At 71.8% G+C, this 21,170-nt stretch carries 14 protein-coding genes and 1 riboswitch; of the genes, 5 read left to right on the top strand and 9 right to left on the bottom strand.

Features of this window, described 5'->3' with window-relative positions; translation table 11 throughout:
- Positions 1-11 precede the first annotated feature (11 nt).
- Positions 12-178: riboswitch (cyclic di-AMP (ydaO/yuaA leader) on the bottom strand.
- A gap of 225 nt (positions 179-403) precedes the next feature.
- Positions 404-1,792, bottom strand: coding sequence for a pitrilysin family protein (locus AB0K92_RS13110; RefSeq protein ID WP_365922220.1), 1,389 nt, complete (start codon positions 1,790-1,792; stop codon positions 404-406).
- Positions 1,789-3,183, bottom strand: a complete 1,395-nt coding sequence (locus AB0K92_RS13105; RefSeq protein ID WP_365922218.1) for a pitrilysin family protein — start codon at positions 3,181-3,183, stop codon at positions 1,789-1,791. The genes AB0K92_RS13110 and AB0K92_RS13105 overlap by 4 nt, the downstream gene beginning before the upstream one ends.
- 846 nt (positions 3,184-4,029) lie before the next feature.
- Here AB0K92_RS13105 and AB0K92_RS13100 point away from each other — a divergent pair.
- Positions 4,030-6,486, top strand: coding sequence for a DNA topoisomerase IV subunit A (locus AB0K92_RS13100; RefSeq protein WP_365922216.1), 2,457 nt, complete (start codon positions 4,030-4,032; stop codon positions 6,484-6,486).
- A gap of 149 nt (positions 6,487-6,635) precedes the next feature.
- Here AB0K92_RS13100 and AB0K92_RS13095 read toward each other — a convergent pair whose 3' ends face one another.
- Complete coding sequence (locus AB0K92_RS13095; protein ID WP_365922214.1) at positions 6,636-7,853, bottom strand: GTP-binding protein; 1,218 nt, start codon at positions 7,851-7,853, stop codon at positions 6,636-6,638.
- A gap of 286 nt (positions 7,854-8,139) precedes the next feature.
- Between AB0K92_RS13095 and AB0K92_RS13090 the strand changes: the two genes are divergently transcribed.
- The 3 genes from AB0K92_RS13090 to AB0K92_RS13080 all read left to right on the top strand — a co-directional run bounded on the left by AB0K92_RS13090 (position 8,140) and on the right by AB0K92_RS13080 (position 11,828).
- Complete coding sequence (locus tag AB0K92_RS13090) at positions 8,140-9,099, top strand: sucrase ferredoxin (RefSeq protein ID WP_365922212.1); 960 nt, start codon at positions 8,140-8,142, stop codon at positions 9,097-9,099.
- A gap of 186 nt (positions 9,100-9,285) precedes the next feature.
- Positions 9,286-11,151 carry an ATP-binding protein gene (locus AB0K92_RS13085; RefSeq protein ID WP_365922210.1) on the top strand — a complete coding sequence of 622 codons (1,866 nt, stop codon included), beginning with the start codon at positions 9,286-9,288 and terminating at the stop codon, positions 11,149-11,151.
- Positions 11,148-11,828: a response regulator gene (locus AB0K92_RS13080; RefSeq protein WP_365922208.1), complete on the top strand. Its 681-nt coding sequence runs from the start codon at positions 11,148-11,150 to the stop codon at positions 11,826-11,828. Before AB0K92_RS13085 ends, AB0K92_RS13080 begins: the two co-directional genes overlap by 4 nt.
- Positions 11,829-11,970: 142 nt before the next feature.
- Here the strand turns inward: AB0K92_RS13080 and AB0K92_RS13075 are convergent, their stop codons facing one another.
- The 3 genes from AB0K92_RS13075 to AB0K92_RS13065 form a co-directional block, all read right to left on the bottom strand.
- Complete coding sequence (locus tag AB0K92_RS13075; protein ID WP_365922206.1) at positions 11,971-13,563, bottom strand: cation acetate symporter; 1,593 nt, start codon at positions 13,561-13,563, stop codon at positions 11,971-11,973.
- The gene (locus tag AB0K92_RS13070; RefSeq protein ID WP_365922204.1) at positions 13,560-14,075 is read right to left on the bottom strand and encodes a DUF485 domain-containing protein; all 516 of its coding nucleotides are present in this window, start codon (positions 14,073-14,075) and stop codon (positions 13,560-13,562) included. The genes AB0K92_RS13075 and AB0K92_RS13070 overlap by 4 nt, the downstream gene beginning before the upstream one ends.
- A gap of 194 nt (positions 14,076-14,269) precedes the next feature.
- Positions 14,270-16,393, bottom strand: a complete 2,124-nt coding sequence (locus AB0K92_RS13065; protein ID WP_365922202.1) for a DNA topoisomerase IV subunit B — start codon at positions 16,391-16,393, stop codon at positions 14,270-14,272.
- A gap of 441 nt (positions 16,394-16,834) precedes the next feature.
- On the opposite strand from AB0K92_RS13065, the gene AB0K92_RS13060 reads away from it, so the two are divergent.
- Positions 16,835-17,065 (top strand): hypothetical protein, encoded by a 231-nt coding sequence (locus tag AB0K92_RS13060; RefSeq protein ID WP_166002697.1) that lies wholly within the window; start codon positions 16,835-16,837, stop codon positions 17,063-17,065.
- A 172-nt stretch (positions 17,066-17,237) separates the two neighbouring features.
- On the opposite strand, the gene AB0K92_RS13055 is transcribed toward AB0K92_RS13060, so the two are convergent.
- The 3 genes from AB0K92_RS13055 to AB0K92_RS13045 form a co-directional block, all read right to left on the bottom strand.
- Positions 17,238-18,095 carry a serine protease gene (locus AB0K92_RS13055; RefSeq protein WP_365922200.1) on the bottom strand — a complete coding sequence of 286 codons (858 nt, stop codon included), beginning with the start codon at positions 18,093-18,095 and terminating at the stop codon, positions 17,238-17,240.
- Between the two features lie 131 nt (positions 18,096-18,226).
- Positions 18,227-19,765 (bottom strand): RNA polymerase sigma factor, encoded by a 1,539-nt coding sequence (locus AB0K92_RS13050; RefSeq protein ID WP_365922198.1) that lies wholly within the window; start codon positions 19,763-19,765, stop codon positions 18,227-18,229.
- 410 nt (positions 19,766-20,175) lie between these two features.
- Positions 20,176-21,063: an FCD domain-containing protein gene (locus tag AB0K92_RS13045; protein ID WP_365922196.1), complete on the bottom strand. Its 888-nt coding sequence runs from the start codon at positions 21,061-21,063 to the stop codon at positions 20,176-20,178.
- Between the last annotated feature and the right edge of the window lie 107 nt (positions 21,064-21,170).

The following is a 21,170-nucleotide window of genomic DNA, read 5'->3' as shown; positions in this document are numbered from 1 at the left end:
AAGTGGCTGGTCCTTTCCTTCCCTCTCGCCTACCGGGTTAGCTGACGGGTTCGGAGCAGGAAGGTCTCCTACGGACCCCCTCGCGGATGCGCGGGCGCCCGATTCACCCCAGGGACTGCGTGGTTGGGTCCCCGGCTCCCCTGGCTCGCGCCGTACGGGGACTCGGCGATGACTGTCCGGTGCCGCGGGTGCGGCGCACTGCCTGACGAACAGCCCGGACGACGCTAAGACGGCCGGCTTGCAAAGCCCAAACCGATTCGGCGTTTTGTAGCGCATCCCACAGGCCAGACAGGCAACCTCCGCCCCAATTCGGACATCAAGGGGCCCTGGTGACGCTTCGGTCACCAGGGCCCCTCCGCGCGGATGTGCCGCGGCGCTCGGCGTGGGTGTGCCGCCGCGGCGTCTACTCGGCGGTCACGACGGTGACTTCGCCGATGCCCAGGGCCTCCACGGGCTCCTTGATCTGCGCCGCGTCGCCGACGAGGACGGTCACCAGACGGTCCACCGGGAAGGCGTTGACGACCGCGGCGGTGGCCTCGACGGTGCCGGTCGCGGCCAGCTGGCGGTACAGCGTCGCCTGGTAGTCGTCGGGCAGGTGCTGCTCGACCTGGTCGGCCAGCGTGCTCGCGACGGCCGCCGCCGTCTCGTACTTCAGCGGCGCCACACCGACCAGGTTCTGCACGGCGACGTCCCGCTCGGCGTCGGTCAGGCCCTCCGCGGCGAGCGTGCGCAGCACCGTCCAGAGGTCTTTGAGGGCCGGGCCGGTGTTCGGGGTGTCCACCGAGCCGCTGATGGCGAGCATCGAGGCGCCCGTGCCGTCCGGCGCGGACCGCAGCACCTGGCCGAACGCCCGCACGCCGTAGGTGTAGCCCTTCTCCTCGCGCAGCACGCGGTCCAGGCGGGAGGTGAGGGTGCCGCCGAGGCAGTACGTGCCGAGCACCTGCGCGGGCCACACGCGGTCGTGCCGGTCGGGGCCGATACGGCCGATGAGCAGCTGCGTCTGGACGGCGCCGGGGCGGTCGACGATGACCACGCGCCCGGTGTCGTCGGCGGTCACCGGCGGCACCGGCCGGGGCTCGCCGGGCGTGCCGGTCCAGGAGCCGAGGGTGTCGCCCAGCAGGTCGTCCAGGTCGATGCCGGTGAGGTCGCCGACCACCACGGCGGTGGCCGTGGCCGGGCGGACGTGCCGCTCGTAGAAGGAGCGCACGGCCGCCGAGTCGATCTTCGCGACCGTGTCCTCGGTGCCCTGGCGCGGGCGCGACATGCGCGAGGTCGCCGGGAACAGCTGCCGGGACAGCTCCTTGGCGGCCCGCCGGGAGGGATTGGCCAGCTCGTGCGGGATCTCGTCCAGGCGGTTGCGCACCAGCCGCTCGACCTCGCTCTCGGCGAAGGCGGGCGCCCGCAGCGCGTCGGCGAGCAGCCCGAGGCCCTTGGCCAGGCGGGAGGCCGGGACCTCCAGGCTGAGCCGCACGCCCGGGTGGTCGGCGTGCGCGTCGAGGGTGGCACCGCAGCGCTCCAGCTCGGCGGCGAAGTCCTCGGCGGAGTGCTTGTCGGTGCCCTCGGAGAAGGCACGCGCCATGATCGTGGCCACGCCGTCCAGGCCGGCGGGCTCGGCGTCCAGCGGGGCGTCGAGGAGGACCTCGACGGCGACGACCTTCTGACCGGGGCGGTGGCAGCGCAGCACCGTCAGGCCGTTGTCGAGGGTCCCGCGCGTGGGGGCCGGGAACGCCCACGGCCTGGCCTCGCCCGGCTGCGGCTGGGGGTGGAAGTCCATGGTGGTCAGCTCGGTCACTTGGCCGCCTCCTCGGTGGCGTCGGCGGCTTCCACGGTCGCCGCGGATTCCGGGTCCTCGGTGCCCTCGACTTCCTCGGGCTGTTCTGGGGTGATCGGCTCGTAGACGAGCACCGCGCGGTTGTCGGGCCGCAGGCGGGCCTTGGCGATCTCCTGGACCTCCTCGGGCGTCACCTCCAGCACCCGCTGCACGGCGGTGAGGGCGAGCTGCGGGTCGCCGAACAGCACGGCGTACCGGCACAGTTCGTCGGCGCGGCCGGCGACCGTGCCGAGCCGGTCCAGCCACTCGCGCTCCAACTGGGCCTGGGCGCGCTCCATCTCCTCGGCGGTGGGGCCCTCCTCGGCGAACCGGGCCAGCTCCTCGTCGATGGCGGTCTCGATGACCGGCACCTCCACGTCGCCGGAGGTCTTCACGTCCAGCCAGCCCAGGGAGGGTGCCCCGGCCAGCCGGAGCAGTCCGAAGCCGGCCGCGACGGCCGTACGGTCCCGGCGGACCAGCCGGTTGTACAGGCGGGAGGACTCGCCGCCGCCGAGGATGGTCAGCGCCAGGTCGGCCGCGTCGCACGCGCGCGTGCCGTCGTGCGGGAGCCGGTAGGCGGCCATCAGGGCGCGCGCGGGGACCTCCTCCTCGACGACCTCGCGCAGCTGCTCACCGATGATGTCGGGCAGCGTGCCGTCACGCGGGGCGGGCTTGCCGTCGTGGGAGGGGATGGAGCCGAAGTACTTCTCGATCCAGGCGAGGGTCTGCTCGGGGTCGATGTCGCCGACGACCGACAGGACCGCGTTGTTGGGCGCGTAGTAGGTGCGGAAGAACTCCCGCGCGTCCTCCAGGGTCGCCGCGTCCAGGTCGGCCATCGAGCCGATCGGCGTGTGGTGGTACGGGTGGCCCTCCGGGTACGCCAGGGCGGTCAGCTTCTCGAAGGCGGTGCCGTAGGGGACGTTGTCGTAGCGCTGGCGGCGCTCGTTCTTGACGACGTCCCGCTGGTTCTCCATGGACTCCTCGTCCAGGGCGGCCAGCAGGGAGCCCATACGGTCGGCCTCCAGCCAGAGGGCGAGCTCCAGCTGGTGGGCGGGCATGGTCTCGAAGTAGTTGGTGCGCTCGAAGCTGGTGGTGCCGTTCAGCGAGCCGCCGGCGCCCTGCACCAGCTCGAAGTGACCGTTGCCCTTCACCTGGGCGGAGCCCTGGAACATCAGGTGCTCGAAAAGGTGAGCCAGGCCGGTACGCCCCTTGACTTCGTGGCGGGAGCCGACGTCGTACCAGAGGCACACCGCCGCGACCGGGGTCAGGTGATCCTCGGAGAGCACCACGCGCAGGCCGTTGGCCAGGCGGTGCTCGGTCGCTTTCAGGCCGCCGGAGCCTGCCTCGGCTGTGGCCGTGTGACCCATGGGCATGTACGTCCCTTCGATCGCGGATGCGGTGGCTGAGACCGCTCTGTTCGTGCCGGTCCTGCCACTGTATGCAAGCGCGCGGACGGTCCGCGAAGTTCCCGGACGCCGTACGCCGAGAGCGAGAAACGGTCAGCCGGGGACAGAGCGTGACCTGCGGGCCGGGAGCCGGGCGGGTGAGGGCGGGCGCCGGGGGGCGGGCGGGACCCGGCGGAGGGCGGGATCCGGGCTCGGCGAGGGCGGGCCGAACCGAGGGGCGGGGCCCGCGCCCGGCAACGGCCGAATCGCAGAGCTGGGTCTACCGCGCGGCGAGGGCCGGAGCGAGGGCCGGGGCCTGTGTGCGGCGAGGGTCGAGCCGAGGGGCTTGAGTCTGCGCGCGGCGAGAGACGAGCCGAGGACCCTGAGTCTGCGCGCGGCGAGAGACGAGCCGAGGACCCTGAGTCTGCGCGCGGCGAGAGACGAGCCGAGAACCCTGAACCTGCGCGCGGCGAGAGACGAGCCGAGAACCCTGAACCTGCGCGCGGCGAGAGACGAGCCGAGAACCCTGAACCTGCGCGCGGCGAGAGACGGAACGAAGGACCGGGGCCTGCGCGCGGCAGGGACGGACCGGAGGGCGTAGCCTCCCCGGAGCGGGTGGCCGGACCGCGGGGCGTAACCTGCGCCCAGCGGGGGCCCGTCCGACGGCCGTGGCCTTCCGCGGCGCGAGGGGCCGGGCGGCCGACGGGCGTAGCCTGCCCGCAGCGGAGGGCCGGACGGCCGACGCCGGGTCCCGCTCCGCGTTGTCAGTGCCGCGGTCCACAATGGTCCGCGTCAGATCCCGTTCACCACGCTTCAGCAAGGAGCCAGGCAGCGATGGCCCGCCGCAGCACGAAGACCCCGCCGCCCGACGACTCGTACGAGGAGCGGATCCTCGACATCGACGTCGTCGACGAGATGCAGGGCTCCTTCCTCGAGTACGCGTACTCGGTCATCTACTCCCGAGCCCTGCCGGACGCGCGCGACGGCCTGAAGCCGGTGCACCGCCGCATCGTCTACCAGATGAACGAGATGGGCCTGCGCCCGGAGCGCGGCTATGTGAAGTGCGCCCGCGTGGTCGGCGAGGTCATGGGCAAGCTGCACCCGCACGGCGACGCGTCGATCTACGACGCCCTGGTCCGCATGGCGCAGCCGTTCTCGATGCGCGTGCCGCTGGTGGACGGCCACGGCAACTTCGGCTCGCTGGGCAACGACGACCCGCCGGCCGCCATGCGGTACACGGAGTGCCGGATGGCCGCGGCGACGGGTCTGATGACCGAGTCCATCGACGAGGACACGGTCGACTTCGCGCCGAACTACGACGGCCAGGAGCGCGAGCCGGTCGCGCTGCCCGCCGCGTTCCCGAACCTGCTGGTGAACGGCGCCTCCGGCATCGCGGTCGGCATGGCCACGAACATGCCGCCGCACAACCTGAGCGAGGTCATCGCGGCGGCCCGCCACCTGATCCGGCACCCGAACGCCGATCTCGACGCCCTGATGAAGCACGTCCCGGGCCCCGACCTGCCCACCGGCGGCCGGATCGTCGGCCTGTCCGGGATCCGCGACGCCTACGAGACGGGCCGCGGCACCTTCAAGATGCGCGCGACGGTCTCGGTGGAGAACGTCACGGCCCGCCGCAAGGGACTGGTCGTCACCGAGCTGCCCTTCACGGTCGGCCCCGAGAAGGTCATCGCCAAGATCAAGGACCTGGTCGGCGCGAAGAAGCTCCAGGGCATCGCCGACGTCAAGGACCTCACCGACCGCGAGCACGGGCTGCGCCTGGTCATCGAGATCAAGAACGGCTTCGTGCCGGAGGCGGTCCTGGAGCAGCTGTACAAGCTGACGCCGATGGAGGAGTCCTTCGGCATCAACAACGTCGCGCTGGTGGACGGCCAGCCGCTGACGCTGGGCCTGAAGGAGCTGCTGGAGGTCTACCTCGACCACCGCTTCGAGGTCGTGCGCCGCCGCTCGGAGTTCCGCCGCGGCAAGCGGCGCGACCGTCTGCACCTGGTCGAGGGCCTGCTGACGGCGCTGGTCGACATCGACGAGGTCATCCGGCTGATCCGCTCCAGCGAGAACTCGGCGCAGGCCAAGGAGCGCCTGATGGAGCGCTTCTCGCTGAGCGAGACGCAGACCCAGTACATCCTGGACACGCCGCTGCGCCGCCTCACCAAGTACGACCGGATCGAGCTGGAGGCGGAGAAGGAGCGGCTCAACGCGGAGATCGAGGAGCTGACCCGGATCCTGGAGTCGGACGCGGAGCTGCGCAAGCTGGTCTCCTCGGAACTCGCCGCGGTCGCCAAGAAGTTCGGCACCCCGCGCCGTACGGTCCTGCTGGAGTCCGCGGCGACCACGGCCGCCACCGTGCCGCTGCAGGTCGCGGACGACCCGTGCCGGGTGCTGCTGTCCTCGACCGGCCTGCTGGCCCGTACGGCGAACGCGGAGCCGTTCGCGCAGGACGCCGACGCCCGGCGCGCCAAGCACGACGTGATCGTCTCCGCGGTGCCGGCCACGGCACGCGGCGAGGTGGGCGCGGTGACGTCGTACGGCCGGCTGCTGCGGATCAACGTCGTCGACCTCCCCCAGCTGCCGGACACCGCGACGGCGCCGACGCTGTCGGGCGGCGCGCCGCTGGCGGAGTTCGTGTCGCTGGAGGACGACGAGACGGTGGTCTGCCTGACCACGCTCGACGAGTCCTCCCCCGGCCTGGCGCTCGGCACGGAACAGGGCGTCGTCAAGCGGGTCGTGCCGGACTACCCGGCCAACAAGGACGAGCTGGAGGTGATCACCCTCAAGGAGGGTGACCGGATCGTCGGCGCGGTGGAGCTGCGCACCGGTGAGGAGGACCTGGTCTTCATCACGGACGACGCCCAGCTGCTGCGCTACCAGGCGTCCCAGGTCCGCCCGCAGGGGCGGCCGGCGGGCGGCATGACCGGCATCAAGCTCGCCGAGGGCGCCAAGGTCATCTCGTTCACGGCGGTCGACCCGGCGTCGGACGCGCTCGTCTTCACGGTGGCCGGCTCGCGCGGCACGCTGGACGACTCGGTCCAGACGACCGCCAAGCTGACCCCGTTCGACCAGTTCCCGCGCAAGGGCCGCGCCACGGGCGGTGTGCGCTGCCAGCGGTTCCTGAAGGGCGAGGACTGCCTGTCCTTCGCCTGGGCCGGCCCGGCGCCCGCCCGTGCCGCGCAGAAGAACGGCACCCCGGCCGAACTCCCGGAGCTCGACCCGCGCCGCGACGGCTCGGGCGTGTCGCTGGCCAAGACGATCGCGGCGGTGGCGGGGCCGGTGTAGCGGCGGGGCTGCGTCGCGGCGGGCCGCCGGTCGCCTCGGGCTGCCGGCCCGCCCGGACCGCCGGTCCGGTGGCGACCGCCGCGGTCCGGTGGCGACCCCCGTCCGCCGGACCCCGGGGCCGGGGCCCAGCCGGGCAGGCTTGCGTCTGCCTAGGGCGCCTGGTCGTGGTCCGGGTCGAAGCCTGGGTGAGTCTCCGGGGCGAACCCAGGGTCGATCTCCGGAGCGAAGTCAGGGTCGATCTCCGGAGCGAAGTCAGGGCCGGTCTCCGGGTCGGAACCCGGCCCGGACTCCGGGTCGGGCCCCGGCTCCTCCGGGTCCTGGACGTAGCGCAGGACGCCCCACATGCCGTGCTCGTCGGCGGTGTGCGGGGCGTCGCTCCGGCACGCCTCCAGCTCCTTGCCGAGGAGTGGGGTGTCGATGCCGGAGCCGATCAGGACGAGCTGGGTCAGCCGCTCGGCGCCGGGTTCCCACGGCTCCGGGTAGAACCGCAGGAAGCGTCCGACGGCGTGGACGGAGTAGCGGTTGGCGGGGTCGTGGGCGCCGAAGTCGACGTAGCCCTTGATCCGGTACAGCCCCTCCGGCCGGCTGTCGAGGAACCGCATGAGCCGGCGCGGATCGACGGGGCGGTCGGAGACGAAGGACAGGCTGTCGTAGCCGCTGTGGAGGTGCCCGGCGTGGCCGTGGGCCTCGTCGTCAGGACCGGAGTGCTCTTCCTCGTGCAGGTCGTCGAAGGACAGCTGCCCGACGCGCTCCTCGCTCGGCCGGCAGTCGAACAGGAACTCGGGATCGATCCGTCCGTAGGTCGCGGGCACGACGGCCGCCCCGTCGGTGAGGCCGCGGACCAGGCCGAGGACGCGTTCGGCGTCGGGCGCGCGGTCGAGCTTGTTGACCACCACCAGGTCGGCGATGGCCAGGTGCCGGTCGATCTCCGGATGCCTGGCGCGGGTCGCGTCGAACTCCGCGGCGTCGACGACCTCGACGAGACCGCCGTAGACCACTCGCCGGTTCTCGCTCGCCAGCACCATGCGGACCAGTTCCTGCGGCTCGGCGAGTCCGCTGGCCTCGATCACGATGACGTCGATGCCGGTCTCCGGGCGGGCGAGCCGGTCGAGGTAGACGTCGAGTTCGCTCGCGTCGACCGCGCAGCACAGGCATCCGTTGCCGAGTGAGACCGTGGAGTCGCCGAGCGCGCCGGCCACGGCCATCGCGTCGATCTCGATGGCGCCGAAGTCGTTCACCACGGCGCCGATCCGGCTGCCTCCGCTGCGGTGCAGCAGGTGGTTGAGGAGTGTCGTCTTGCCGGAACCCAGGAATCCGGCGAGGACGACGACCGGGATCTGCGGCTGCGGCTTCGGGCTCTGCCCCAACGTGCGACCTCTCTGACACCGACGCGCGCCGCGGCTCCCGGCCGGCGCGCAGACGAGAACGGACTGCGGCCCTCAGAATACGAGCCCGCCCGCCCCACCGATCACCCGCGCGGTAGACCTTGCCGACAGGGACGAAACCACTCAGGAACGACTGACCGGCCGAAAATCACATGATCTCCGCATGTGCTGTCCAGGCAGCTCAGACCAGGCGTCGCACATCCTGATACACCAGGACAACACTGTGACGGGAGGCATGTGATGACCAAGTCAGGTTAGGCTCACCTCTGTGAGTACGTGCGCGACCGTCTCCCGGAGCCTCGACGAGCCGATTTCCGGTACCGCGGCCACCGCCAGGACCTGGCTGCTGGTGGAGCAGCCGGGCCCGTGGGGCGCCAGGGCGCTCACCTCGAGCCACCTGGACCCCGCGCTGGGCCGCGCCCTGGAAGCCGCCGCGAAACACACCGGCGTGCGCATCGCGCTCATCCGCCGCCCCGGCCGCCACGCGGACTCCCGTATGCCCGCCGTACGCCGGGTGTACGTGGCCCACACCGTGCCCGGCAACGCCTGGCTGCACACCGCCACGATCACCGACCCCCGCCGGCTCCTGGACCTGGACTTCGCCGCCCTCGGCCGGGGCGACCACCACTCCTTCGGCACCGTGCTCCAGGGGCGGCCCCACACCGGCGCCCCGCTCGCCCTCGTCTGCACCAACGGCAAGCGCGACCGCTGCTGCGCCCTGCTGGGCCGCCCCCTCGCCGCCGAGCTGGCCTCGTCCGGTGTGGAGGGCGTCTGGGAGGTCACCCATCTGGGCGGACACCGCTTCTCGCCGACGCTGCTCGTCCTGCCGTACGGCTACGCGTACGGCCGGGCCGAGGCCCACGGTGTCAAGGAGGTCCTGCACGCCGTCCAGGAGGGCCGGATCGTCGTCGACGGCTGCCGGGGCAGCTCCGCGTGGGAGCGGCCCGGCCAGGCGGCCGAGCTGGCCGTGCGCAGGGAGGCGGGCGAGTACGCGGTGGACGCCCTGAGCGTCGTACGCACCGAGAACGCCGTACGGACGCACGGCGCGGCCGCGCGCTGGGAGGTGACCGTCGCCCACGTGGACGGCCGCTGCTGGCGCGTCCTCGTCGCCCAGGGGGCGTCCGAGCCGCCCCGCCCCGAGAGCTGCGGCACCTCGGTCCTGGGCGCCCCCGCGCGGATGGACGTCCTGGCGGTGCGCGAACTGACCCCGGCGGCCCTGGCCGGCTGACGCCCCAGCGCGGTCGCGACGCCCACGGCCAGATCACACCCACGGCCAGGTACACGGTCACCATCACGGTCACGGCACCGTCACGGGCACCACCCGAGGCGCGACCACGGCCACGGCCACGGTCTCCGGGAGATCCCCGCCACTCCCCCTACGGCCAGGCCCAGCCGCCCACGTACCGTCGTGGGTATGAGCCCCACCTCCCCCGCCCGCCGCCTGCGTCTCGGTCTGCCGCGCCGGATGTTCTCGCAGGTGCTGCTGATGCAGGTGGCGATCGCCGCGGGAGTCGCGGTGCTCGCCACCGGGCTGTTCCTCGCGCCACTCAGCGATCAGCTGGACGACCAGGCGATGCGCCGCGCGCTGGCGATCGCGCAGACCACGGCGGCCCAGCCGCGGCTCGCCGAAAACGTCGTCGGCACCCCGCCGAGCCCGGACGGGCCCGTGCAGCGGGAGGCGGAGCGGATCCGGCAGGCCACCCGTGCAGAGTACGTCGTGATCATGGACACGCGCGGGGTGCGCTGGTCGCACACCGAGCCCGCGGAGATCGGCCGGCATGTCTCCACCGACCCCAGCCAGGCGCTGGCCGGCCGGGAGGTCATGGAGATCGACGAGGGCACCCTGGGCCGTTCCGCGCGGGGCAAGGTGCCGTTGCGCGACGGCGACGGGGACATCGTGGGGGCGGTGTCGGTCGGTATCGCCTACGACAGTGTCCGCGCGCGGCTCGTCCACGCGATCCCGGAGCTTCTCGCGTACGCGGGCGGCGCCCTCGCCGTGGGCGCGCTGGCCGCCTGGCTGATCTCCCGCCGGGTGCAGCGCCAGACGCGGGACCTCGCCTTCTCCGACATCGCGGCCCTGCTGGCGGAGCGGGAAGCCATGCTGCACGGCATCCGCGAGGGCGTCGTCGCCCTGGACCGCGCGGGGCGGCTCCGCCTGCTCAACGACGAGGCGCAGCGCCTGCTCGGCATCGGCGGTGAGGCCGTGGGACGCTTCCCCGACGAAGCGCTGGGCGAGGGCCGTACGGCCGATGTGCTGGCCGGCCGGGTGACCGGCACGGACCTGCTCACCGTGCGCGGGCAGCGGGTGCTGGTCGCCAACCGGATGCCCACCGACGACGGGGGCGCGGTCGCCACCCTGCGCGACCGCACCGAGCTGGAGCAGCTGGGGCGCGAACTGGACTCCACGCGCGGTCTGATCGACGCCCTGCGCGCCCAGGACCACGAGCACGCCAACCGGATGCACACCCTGCTCGGACTGCTCGAACTGGAGATGTACGACGACGCCGTCGAGTTCGTCGGCGAGGTGGTCGGCGATCACCGGGCCACGGCGGAGCAGATCACCGAGAAGATCGAGGATCCGCTGCTCGCCGCCCTGCTGGTCGGCAAGGCGACCGTCGCCGCCGAGCGCGGGGTCGCGCTGCGGCTCTCCGGCCGGACCCGGCTGCCGGACCGGCTGGTCGACGCCCGCGGGCTGGTCACGATCGTCGGGAACCTGGTAGACAACGCGCTCGACGCCGTGGCAGGCACCCCGCACGCGCGCGTGGAGGTCGAATTGCAGGCCGAGGGACGCACCGCCGTGCTCGCGGTACGGGACACGGGGCCCGGCATCCCCGAGGAGCGGCGGGAACTGGTCTTCACCGAGGGCTGGTCGACGAAGGAACCGCCCGCCCACCGCAAGCGCGGCATCGGGCTGTCCCTGGTGCGCCGGCTGGCCGAACGGCAGGGCGGCACCGTGACGGTGGGCGAGGCGCCGGGCGGGGGCGCGGAGTTCACCGTCGTCCTGCCGGAGGCACTGGCGGGGCCGGGGGCTGAGCCGAGGGCTGAGGCCGGGGCCGGGGCCGGGGCTGAGACCGGTGCCGGTGCCAGTGCCGGTGCCGGTGCTGGGGCCGAGGCTGGAGCCGGGGCCGAGACCGGGGGTGCCCTGGGCCGGCCGGACGCGCAGAGCGCACCCGGTTCCACCACCGCACCCGGTTCCACCACCGCACCGGGCGCCACCACCGCACCGAGCCCCACCGCCGTGCCGTCCGCCGCGCGGCCCGCCGAGGAGGAGACGCGATGATCGAGGTCCTGGTCGTGGACGACGACACCAGGGTCGCCCGGGTGAACGCCGCCTACGTCGAGAAGGTGCCGGGCTTCCACGTCGCCGGGCAGGCGCACCAGGCGGCGGAGGCGCTGCGGCTGCTGGAGACGCTGCCGCGCGTGGACCTCGTGCTGCTGGACCACTACCTGCCCGACGGCACGGGCCTCGCGGTGGTCCAGGAGATGCGCCGGCGCGGCCACCAGACCGACGTGATCATGGTGACTGCCGCGCGGGACGTGTCGACGGTGCAGGCGGCGATGCGGCACGGCGCGCTGCAGTACCTGGTCAAGCCGTTCGCCTTCGCGGGCCTGCGCGCCAAGCTGGAGGCGTACGCGCAGCTGCGCCGCACCCTCGACGGCGGCGGCGAGGCCGAACAGGCCGAGGTGGACCGGATCTTCGGCGCGCTGTCCGCGCCCTCGGAGCCGGATCTGCCGAAGGGGCACTCCCCCACCACGGCCGAGCTGGTACGGCAGTGCCTGATGAGCGCGGACGGGCCGCTGTCGGCCCAGGAGATCGCCGAGCGGACGGGGGTGAGCCGGCAGACCGCCCAGCGCTATCTGAAGCTCCTGGAGCGCACGGGACGGGCCACGCTGACCCTGAAGTACGGCGACGCGGGCCGCCCGGAACACCGTTACGTGTGGGCGACCCGCGCCTGAGGCACGACTCCCGGGGCGGGGGAAGAACCGTGCCCTGCCATGGGTACGGAAACGGTCCGCCGTCTTCTCGACGCCCGCCGGAGCTATGGCGCAGGCCTCTCGACGCCCGCCGGCGTGGCGCCGGCGGGCGTCCGAGGGGGCGCTACGCCGCTCCCGCCCCCGTCAGCGACCGCACCTCCGTCTCCGCGTGCCGGGCCCGGTCCGGCTCCTCGGCCGAGGTGACGGTGCCGAGCCAGCCCGCGAGGAAGCCCAGCGGGATGGAGACGAGGCCCGGGTTCTGCAACGGGAACACCTGGAAGTCGAGGTGCGGGAAGAGCGCGTCGGGGCCGCCCGACACGACGGGCGACAGCAGCACCAGCACCACGGCCGGGATCAGCCCGCCGTAGACGGCCCACACGGCGCCGCGGGTGGTGAAGTCCCGCCAGAACAGCGAGTAGAGCAGCACCGGAAGGTTCGCGGAGGCGGCGACGGCGAAGGCGAGGCCCACCAGGAAGGCGACGTTGAGGTCGCGGGCGAGCAGTCCGAGGGCGATCGCGACGGCGCCGACGCCGGCCGCAGCGACCCGCGCGACGGCCACCTCGCCACGCGGCGCGGACCGCTCGCGGCGCAGCGAGGCGTACAGGTCGTGGGCGACGGACGCCGAGGAGGCGAGCGTGATCCCGGCGACCACGGCGAGGATCGTGGCGAAGGCCACGGCGGCGACGATCGCGAAGAGAACCGTTCCGCCGGTGGAGTCGGCGCCGCCGCCCAGGTCGAGTGCCAGCAGCGGGACCGCCGTGTTCCCGGCCGCGTTCGAGCCGCGCACGGCGTCCGGGCCCACGAGGGCGGCGGCACCGAAGCCGAGCACGATCGTCATCAGGTAGAAACCGCCGATGAGCCCGATCGACCAGATCACCGAGCGGCGGGCCGCGCGGGCCGTGGGCACGGTGTAGAAGCGGGAGAGGATGTGCGGCAGTCCGGCCGTGCCCAGTACCAGCGCGAGTCCGAGGCTGATGAAGTCGAAGCGGGCGGTCCAGTCCCCGCCGTACTTCAGGCCGGGCGCCAGGAAGGCCGCGCCGTGGCCGCTGCGGTCGGCGGCGGTGCGCAGCAGCCGGTCGAAGTCGCCGTGGAACCGCGTCAGCACGAGCACGGTCAGGGCGAGCGCCCCGCCCATGAGCAGGACCGCCTTCACGATCTGGATCCAGGTGGTGGCGCGCATCCCTCCCCACGTCACATAGAGGACCATGAGCGCGCCGACCCCGATGACCGTCCACGCCCGCGCGGCCTCGCTCGTCCCGCCCAGCAGCAGCGCGACCAGGCTGCCGGCCCCCACCATCTGCGCCACCAGATACAGAACGGACACGGTGACCGAGGAAGTTCCCGCCGCGATCCGCACCGGCCGCTTCCGCATCCGCGCGGCGACGACGTCGGCGAGGGTGAACCGGCCGCAGTTGCGGACCAGTTCGGCGACGAGGAACAGCACCACCAGCCAGGCCACCAGGAAGCCGACGGAGTACAGCAGACCGTCGTAGCCGTAGAGCGCGATGAGGCCGGAGATGCCGAGGAAGGACGCGGCGGACATGTAGTCGCCGGCGATGGCAAAACCATTCTCCATCGGGGAGAACAGGCGCCCGCCGGCGTAGAACTCCTCGGCCGAGCCGTGCCGGCCGCGGCTCACCCAGGTGGTGATCGCGAGCGTCACGGCGACGAACCCGCTGAACAGCACCAGGGCCAGCGTCTGATGCTCACCGGTCACCGGCACCGCCCCCCGGGGACGCCGCGCGTCAGTTCCTGGGTGTCCCATCGCAGTTCGAGCGCCGCGCGGTCCCTGCGCAGCCGGGCGTGCCGGGCGTACGCCCAGGTGAGCAGGAAGGTGGAGAGGAACTGCCCGAGCCCGGCCAGCATCGCCACGTTGACCGCGCCGGCCACGGGCCGGGCCATGAACTCGGGTGCGGTGGTGGCGGCGACGACGTAGCCGACGTACCAGGCGAAGAAGGCGGCGCAGGCGGGGACGACGAAGCGGCGGTAGCGGCTGCGCACCTCCTGGAAGGCGGGGCTGCGCTGCACCTCGAGGTAGACGTCCGCGGCGCTCAGCGCGCCGTTCCGGGATTCCGTCGGCTCGGCCGGTCCGGACCACTCGGTGCCCGCGGCGGGCATGCGCGCGGGGACGTGGTCCGCTTCGCCCCAGCCGGAGGCGAGGGCGGCATACCAGGGATCGTCGCACCGCACGCTTCTGGCGTCACGGCGACGACCGTCACTTGAGTGCATGCCCAAGCATGGACAGAACGGAAGGGTCCCCGGTTCCTCTTCGCGAGAGCCTTCACCCCATCAGGTGACCGCGCGGGTAGTGCGCGCATCCGAGCAGAGGCGCGTGGCGTCGAGCCGCGTCGCACAACCGCGCCGGGCCCGAGCGGACAGCCGCCCGAGCCCGGCGCAGCGCTGCGCCTGCGCGTCCTGGCGTCCTACGCGTCGATGCGCGAGCGGTCCAGCGTCGCCGCCGAGCTGGAGATGAACTCCTTGCGGGGCGCCACGTCGTTGCCCATCAGCAGGTCGAAGACCTGCTCGGCGGCGTCCAGGTCGGAGAGGTTGATCCGGCGCAGGGTGCGGTGGCGCGGGTCCATGGTGGTCTCGGCCAGCTGGTCGGCGTCCATCTCGCCGAGGCCCTTGTAGCGCTGGATGGAGTCCTTGTAGCGGATGCCCTTGCTCTGGAACTCCATGAGCTTGTCGCGCAGTTCCCGGTCCGAGTACGTGTAGACGTACTTGTCCTGGCCCTTCTTGGGCTGGATCAGCTCGATGCGGTGCAGCGGCGGGACCGCGGCGAACACGCGGCCGGCCTCGACCATGGGCCGCATGTAGCGGTGGAACAGCGTGAGCAGCAACGTCCGGATGTGCGAGCCGTCGACGTCGGCGTCGGTCATCATGATGATCTTGCCGTAACGGGCCGCGTCGATGTCGAAGGTCCGGCCCGAGCCCGCTCCTATGACCTGGATGATCGCGCCGCACTCGGCGTTCTTGAGCATGTCGGTCACGGACGACTTCTGGACGTTGAGGATCTTGCCGCGGATCGGCAGCAGCGCCTGGAACTCGGAGTTCCGGGCGAGCTTGGCGGTGCCGAGCGCCGAGTCTCCCTCGACGATGAACAGCTCGCTGCGGTCCACGTCGTCGCTGCGGCAGTCGGCGAGCTTGGCGGGCAGCGAGGAGGACTCCAGGGCCGTCTTGCGGCGCTGCGCGTCCTTGTGCTGGCGGGCGGCGATGCGGGTCCGCGCGGCGGCGACGACCTTTTCCATGACCACGCGGGCCTGCTGCGCGGCGTCACGCTTCGTGGCCGTCAGGAACGCCTTCAGTTCCTTGGACACCACGTTGTTCACGATCCGGCGGGCCGCGGAGGTGCCGAGCACCTCCTTGGTCTGCCCCTCGAACTGCGGCTCGGCGAGCCGTACGGTGACGACCGCGGTCAGCCCTTCGAGGGCGTCGTCCTTGACGATGTCGTCCTCGGCGACGCGCAGCAGCTTCTTGGCGCGCAGCACCTCGTTCATCGTCTTGGCGACCGCCTGCTCGAAGCCGGCGACGTGGGTGCCGCCCTTGGGGGTGGCGATGATGTTGACGAACGACTTCACGGTCGTCTCGTAGCCGGTGCCCCAGCGCAGGGCGACGTCGACGCCGAGCTCGCGGGTGACCTCGGTGGGCGTCATCTGGCCGTGCTCGTCGAGGACCGGGACGGTTTCCTTGAAGGTGCCCTGGCCGGTGAAGCGGAGTACGTCGCAGATCGGCTTGTCGGACGCCAGGAACTCGCAGAACTCGCTGATGCCGCCGTCGAAGCGGAACGACTCCTCGCCCTTGCTGCCGCCCTCGCCGAGGCCGTACTCGTCGCGGACGACGATGGTCAGGCCGGGCACCAGGAAGGCGGTCTGACGGGCGCGCTGGTGCAGGTTCTCCAGGGAGAGCTTGGCGTCCTTGAGGAAGATCTGGCGGTCGGCCCAGTAGCGCACGCGGGTGCCGGTGCGGGTCTTGGGGATCCTCTTCGCCTTGCGCAGGCCGCTCTTGGCCTCGAACTTGGCGTCCGGCCCGTTTCCGGCGAAGGCGCCGGGGACGCCGCGCCGGAAGCTGATCGCGTGGGTGTGGCCCGCGCGGTCGACCTCGACGTCCAGCCGCGCGGACAGCGCGTTCACCACGGAGGCGCCGACGCCGTGCAGACCGCCGGAGGCCGCGTAGGAGCCGCCGCCGAACTTGCCGCCGGCGTGCAGCTTGGTCATCACGACCTCGACACCGGACAGACCGGTCTTGGGCTCGACGTCGACCGGGATGCCGCGGCCGTTGTCGCGCACCTCGACCGAGCCGTCGTCGTGGAGGATCACCTCGATGTGGTCGCAGTAGCCGCCCAGGGCCTCATCGACGGAGTTGTCGATGATCTCCCAGAGGCAGTGCATCAGGCCGCGGCTGTCGGTCGAGCCGATGTACATGCCCGGGCGCTTGCGGACGGCCTCCAGCCCCTCCAGGACGAGCAGGTGCCGCGCGGTGTAGTTGGAACCGTCCCGGTCTGCTCCTGCCAGCAGCGCTGTGGACGGCACGGACGTCTCGGCGGTCACGCGGTTCGCTCCTCGCTGAATTTCAGATGGGGCCCATCGGGGTAAGGCCACGGCTTCGGTTGCCGCTCAGAGGGTACCGAGGCCTGGTAGAGCCGTTGTAACGCCACCCTCGTCATGAACGCAGACTAGTCCACGATCGCATGGGTGTTCGATCCCTCGATGGGGTGAAGTACATATCACGTTCCCTTGGAGGCATGAACCATTTAGGCTCCGGGCACGTCCTCATGAACAACCGGCAACCCCGCCGGGAGGACAAGACCGATACGACAGCGCGAAACCGTACGACACACAGACACGCACTACGGCACATTCGCCGCCAACCGGCAGCAGCCAGCCGCCTCGAAAAAAATCTTTCGAGGAAAAGCCGCGAGCGGGAACGTTTTGGGGCTGGTTGGATGTTGACCCTGGTACGACAGCTCGTCGAGCTAGAGAAGAGGCGACGTGACTACTGTTCTGACCCCCGCGAGCCCGCTGACGGCCGCTGATCGCTGCGACCGCTGCGGCGCCCAGGCATACCTGCGCGTTGTGCTGCTCAGCGGCGGAGAACTGCTCTTCTGCGCCCACCACGGTCGCAAGTTCGAGCCGGAACTCAAGAAGATCGCCGCTGAGATACAGGACGAGACGGAGCGGCTGACGTCCGTTCCCAACAACGCCTCCGACGAAGATCGCTGACATCTCGCGTACACGACGAGCCAGCTCCGGCACAGGCCGGTGAACGGGCGGCCGATCCTGCACCCAGGATCGGCCGCCCGTCGTCCTGCTGCATGTCGTCCCGCCGGGCCGGGGCCTCAGAGTTCGTCGGTGGTTCTGCGCGCCCCCGTGACACGGCCCGCGCGGGAGGCCGTCACGCGGCGCCACCGCGCGGGCGCTCCCAGCCCAGCTTGCGGAGCATGTCGGAGATCCGGGTGTAGACGCCCGGATTGCTGGGCCGCGCGCAGCCGTTCCCCCAGGAGACCAGTCCGATGAGACGGCCCTGGGCCACCAGCGGCCCTCCACTGTCCCCCTGACAGGCGTCCCGGCCGCCCTGCCACTCCCCGGCGCACACCATGGCCGAGGCGATATAGGCGCCGTCACCGCCGCTCGGATACGCCCGCTCACACAGGGCGTCGGGCAGCACCTGTACCCGCGCGGCACGCAGCCCGTCCGCGTAGTCCCCGGCCCCCGAGACATCGCCCCAGCCGTAGACCAGGGCCCCCGTGCCCGCGGTGTACGCCGGGTCCCCGGTGCCGGCCATCGCGATGATCGCGTTCTGCGGCAGCGGCTCGGCGAGGGTGAGCACCGCGAAGTCCCCCGCGTTGGTCGCGTCGTCGTAGTGCGGGTTCACCCAGCTCTCGCGCACCGCGATCTCATGCCCCTGGTCGGTGCGCAGGTCCGTGCGGCCGGCGATGACCTTCAGGTCGCGCACCTGGTCCGGCGGCGCCCCGAGGACGTCCTTGTCGAGGCAGTGGGCGGCCGTGAGCACGGCGGTCGGGGCGATCGCCACTCCGCCGCAGAACTGCCCGGATCGCGTACGCCCGAACCGGTCACGGCTGGAGAGCGCCACCGTCCACGGGGCCTGGGAGACGTCGACCGGGAAGCCGCCCACGACTATGCCGTCCGCCGCGGCGGGCGCGGCGTAGGCGAGCGGTGCCAGCGGTATCGCGGCAGCGGCTGCCACCAAGGCCAACGGTCGGGCCAGCGCCAGGACAAGGAGGCGAGGCATGCGAACTCCTCACTCTGTGACGTTCGTGGAACACCCAGAGTGATCCAGAGCGGCGCGGCCCGCACCCGCTCGCATGAAGGCCCGGCCCCGCTGATGCGGTGACCGGGCCTTCGCTGTCGTACGACCGCGACCTAGTCGAGGTAGTCGCGCAGCACCTGCGAACGCGACGGGTGACGCAGCTTCGACATGGTCTTGGACTCGATCTGGCGGATACGCTCACGCGTCACGCCGTACACCTTGCCGATCTCGTCGAGGGTCTTCGGCTGACCGTCGGTGAGACCGAAACGCATGGAGACGACGCCCGCCTCGCGCTCGGAGAGGGTGTCGAGCACGGAGTGCAGCTGCTCCTGGAGGAGCGTGAAGCTGACGGCGTCGGCCGGGACGACGGCCTCGGAGTCCTCGATGAGGTCACCGAACTCGCTGTCGCCGTCCTCGCCGAGCGGGGTGTGCAGCGAGATGGGCTCGCGGCCGTACTTCTGGACCTCGATGACCTTCTCCGGGGTCATGTCGAGCTCCTTGGCCAGCTCCTCCGGGGTGGGCTCACGGCCCAGGTCCTGGAGCATCTGGCGCTGCACGCGCGCGAGCTTGTTGATGACCTCGACCATGTGCACCGGGATACGGATGGTGCGGGCCTGGTCGGCCATCGCGCGGGTGATCGCCTGACGGATCCACCAGGTGGCGTACGTGGAGAACTTGTAGCCCTTGGTGTAGTCGAACTTCTCGACCGCGCGGATCAGACCGAGGTTGCCCTCCTGGATGAGGTCCAGGAAGAGCATGCCGCGGCCGGTGTAGCGCTTGGCCAGGGAGACCACGAGGCGGAGGTTGGCCTCCAGCAGGTGGTTCTTGGCGCGGCGGCCGTCCTCGGCGATGATCTCCAGCTCACGCTTGAGCTTCGGGGCGAGCTTGTCGGCGTTGGCCAGCTTGTCCTCGGCGAACAGGCCCGCCTCGATGCGCTTGGCCAGCTCGACCTCCTGCTCGGCGTTGAGCAGGGGGACCTTGCCGATCTGCTTGAGGTAGTCCTTGACGGGGTCGGCGGTGGCGCCGGCCGCGGCGACCTGCTGCGCGGGGGCGTCGTCCTCGTCCTCGTCGGAGAGCACGAAACCGGCGCTCTCGGCGCCCTCGGGCTCGTCGGCGACCTTGGTGTCCTCGAGGACTTCCTCGTCGAGCAGCTCGACGTCGTCCTTCTTGGCGGTGGTCTTCTTGGCCACCGTCTTCTTGGCGGTGGTCTTCTTCGCGGCCGCCTTCTTGGCGGTCGTCTTCTTGGCAGCTGCCTTCTTGGCGGGCGCGGCTTCCTCGGCGGGATCGACGGCGGGGTCGGCGGGCGCGGCCGGTGCGGCGGTGGAGGCGGTGGCCTTCCGGGTGGTCACCGTCTTCGCCGCCACCGTCTTGGTGGCGGTGCGCTTGGCCGGGCTCTTCGCTGCGACGCTCTTTCGGGTGCGCTTGGGTTCTGCGGCACTGACCATCAGCGTCACACCCTCTTCCTCGAGGATCTGATTGAGGCTGCGCAGTACGTTCTTCCACTGAGTGGCCGGAATCTGGTCAGCTTCGAAGGCCCGACGCACGTCATCGCCGGCGATCTGCCCCTCAGCCTTTCCCCGCTCGATGAGCGCCATGACAGAGACGGACTCGGCGATCTCCGGCGGGAGCGTACGGGATGTGCTGGCCGACACGAACAACCTCTCGGAACGTTGGAAAACGACTTCCGGCCCCGTCCACTGCGGACAGGAGCCGACCGCCGGCTTGGGGATGGGCCGACGGCGCGGGCGGGGGCCGGGAAGATGCACAGCGCCTTGAACGGCGTCCGTATTCCCTCCGCGGCTGTCACCTCTTAGGTCATCGCGTTGTTTCCACGAGCGTTACGCCCAATCTGCGTGGCCCGAGTCACACCCCGTAAGCACTCAAAAGCGGTCAGAAGTGGGCAGACTAGGTCACTCGCGGTCCGATCGGCGCCCGTCGCGCCGTCGGACCCCGCAGATCCCCAAGGATCCTGCGGGGTCCGACGGCACGCGGCTCGCCCGGCCGGGCGACGCCGGAGAGAGGGAAGGGGAAAGCCCTCCGGCCGCGACGTCCGCGGTGTCGCTCAGTGCTCGCGCGGCGCGGGAACCACCCGCTCCACCTCCGGATGGACGGTGAGCAGTTGGCGCATGGCCGCCTCGGCCGCGGCGCCGTCCCCTGCGGCGAGGGCGGCGACGATCCGGCCGTGGTGGGCCAGGCTCGCCTCGTTCGGCCGGTCACAGCCCGTGACGGGGCCGCCGGACACCTGGAGGGCCGCCGAGACGATGCCGGACAGGTGCTCCAGCATGCGGTTGCCGGCGACCTGGATGAGCAGCGAGTGGAACTCGGTGTCCGCGCGGGAGAAGGTGAGCGCGTCGCCCTGCCCCATGGCGTGGCCCATGATCTCGACCATGTCGGACAGCCGCTGCTGGACGTCCTCGCGGCCGTGCCCGGCCGCCAGCCGCGCGGCGAGCGGCTCGATCGTCCAGCGCAGCTCGCTGAGCTCCCGGCGCTGGTCGTCCCGCTGCGGCCCGAAGGCCCGCCACTCGATGATGTCCGGGTCGAGGAGGTTCCAGTCGCTGACGGGCCGCACCCGCGTGCCGACGTTGGGGCGGGCGCTGACCAGGCCTTTGGCCTCCAGGACACGCAGTGACTCACGGACGACGGTGCGGGACACCTCGAACCGCTGGCCGATCTCCTCCGGCACCAGCGGGCGGTCGGCACCCAGGTCGCCGGAGACGATCATCTGGCCGAGCTGCTGGACGAGTTGGCCGTGCAGGCCGCGTCCGCGGCTGCCCGCGGCGCGCCGGCCCACCCGGCCCAGCTCGGGCTCCGTGCCCTCCCAGGCGGGGGCCCCGACGCGGTCCGCGGCGGCGGGCTCTGCGTAGGGGTAGCGGTCGAGGTCGCCCGGGCCGGCGAGGCCGGAGTCTGCGGAGCGGGCGGGGGTCATCATGGTGTGCGCAAGGGTACTCACGGATCCTTTGTCGGCGCCGTCCTCAACTCCCTTGAGGTCTTTGGTGAAAAGCACACGAAAGGGTGATCGCTCACCCCGCCGAAATTGACGCCTTATCGAAAAGAAAC

The sequence above is a fragment of the Streptomyces sp. NPDC052687 genome (genome assembly GCF_040678395.1).
Taxonomy (GTDB): Bacteria; Actinomycetota; Actinomycetes; order Streptomycetales; family Streptomycetaceae; genus Streptomyces.
This window is presented reverse-complemented; position numbering and strand designations above follow the sequence as displayed.

Bases quoted from the DNA above. Each gene is read 5' to 3' on its own strand.
- AB0K92_RS13105 (WP_365922218.1), bottom strand. From the start codon at position 3,183: ATGCCCATGGGTCACACGGCCACAGCCGAGGCAGGCTCCGGCGGCCTG.
- AB0K92_RS13100 (WP_365922216.1), top strand. From the start codon at position 4,030: ATGGCCCGCCGCAGCACGAAGACCCCGCCGCCCGACGACTCGTACGAG.
- AB0K92_RS13085 (WP_365922210.1), top strand. From the start codon at position 9,286: ATGAGCCCCACCTCCCCCGCCCGCCGCCTGCGTCTCGGTCTGCCGCGC.
- AB0K92_RS13080 (WP_365922208.1), top strand. From the start codon at position 11,148: ATGATCGAGGTCCTGGTCGTGGACGACGACACCAGGGTCGCCCGGGTG.
- AB0K92_RS13070 (WP_365922204.1), bottom strand. From the start codon at position 14,075: ATGCACTCAAGTGACGGTCGTCGCCGTGACGCCAGAAGCGTGCGGTGC.
- AB0K92_RS13055 (WP_365922200.1), bottom strand. From the start codon at position 18,095: ATGCCTCGCCTCCTTGTCCTGGCGCTGGCCCGACCGTTGGCCTTGGTG.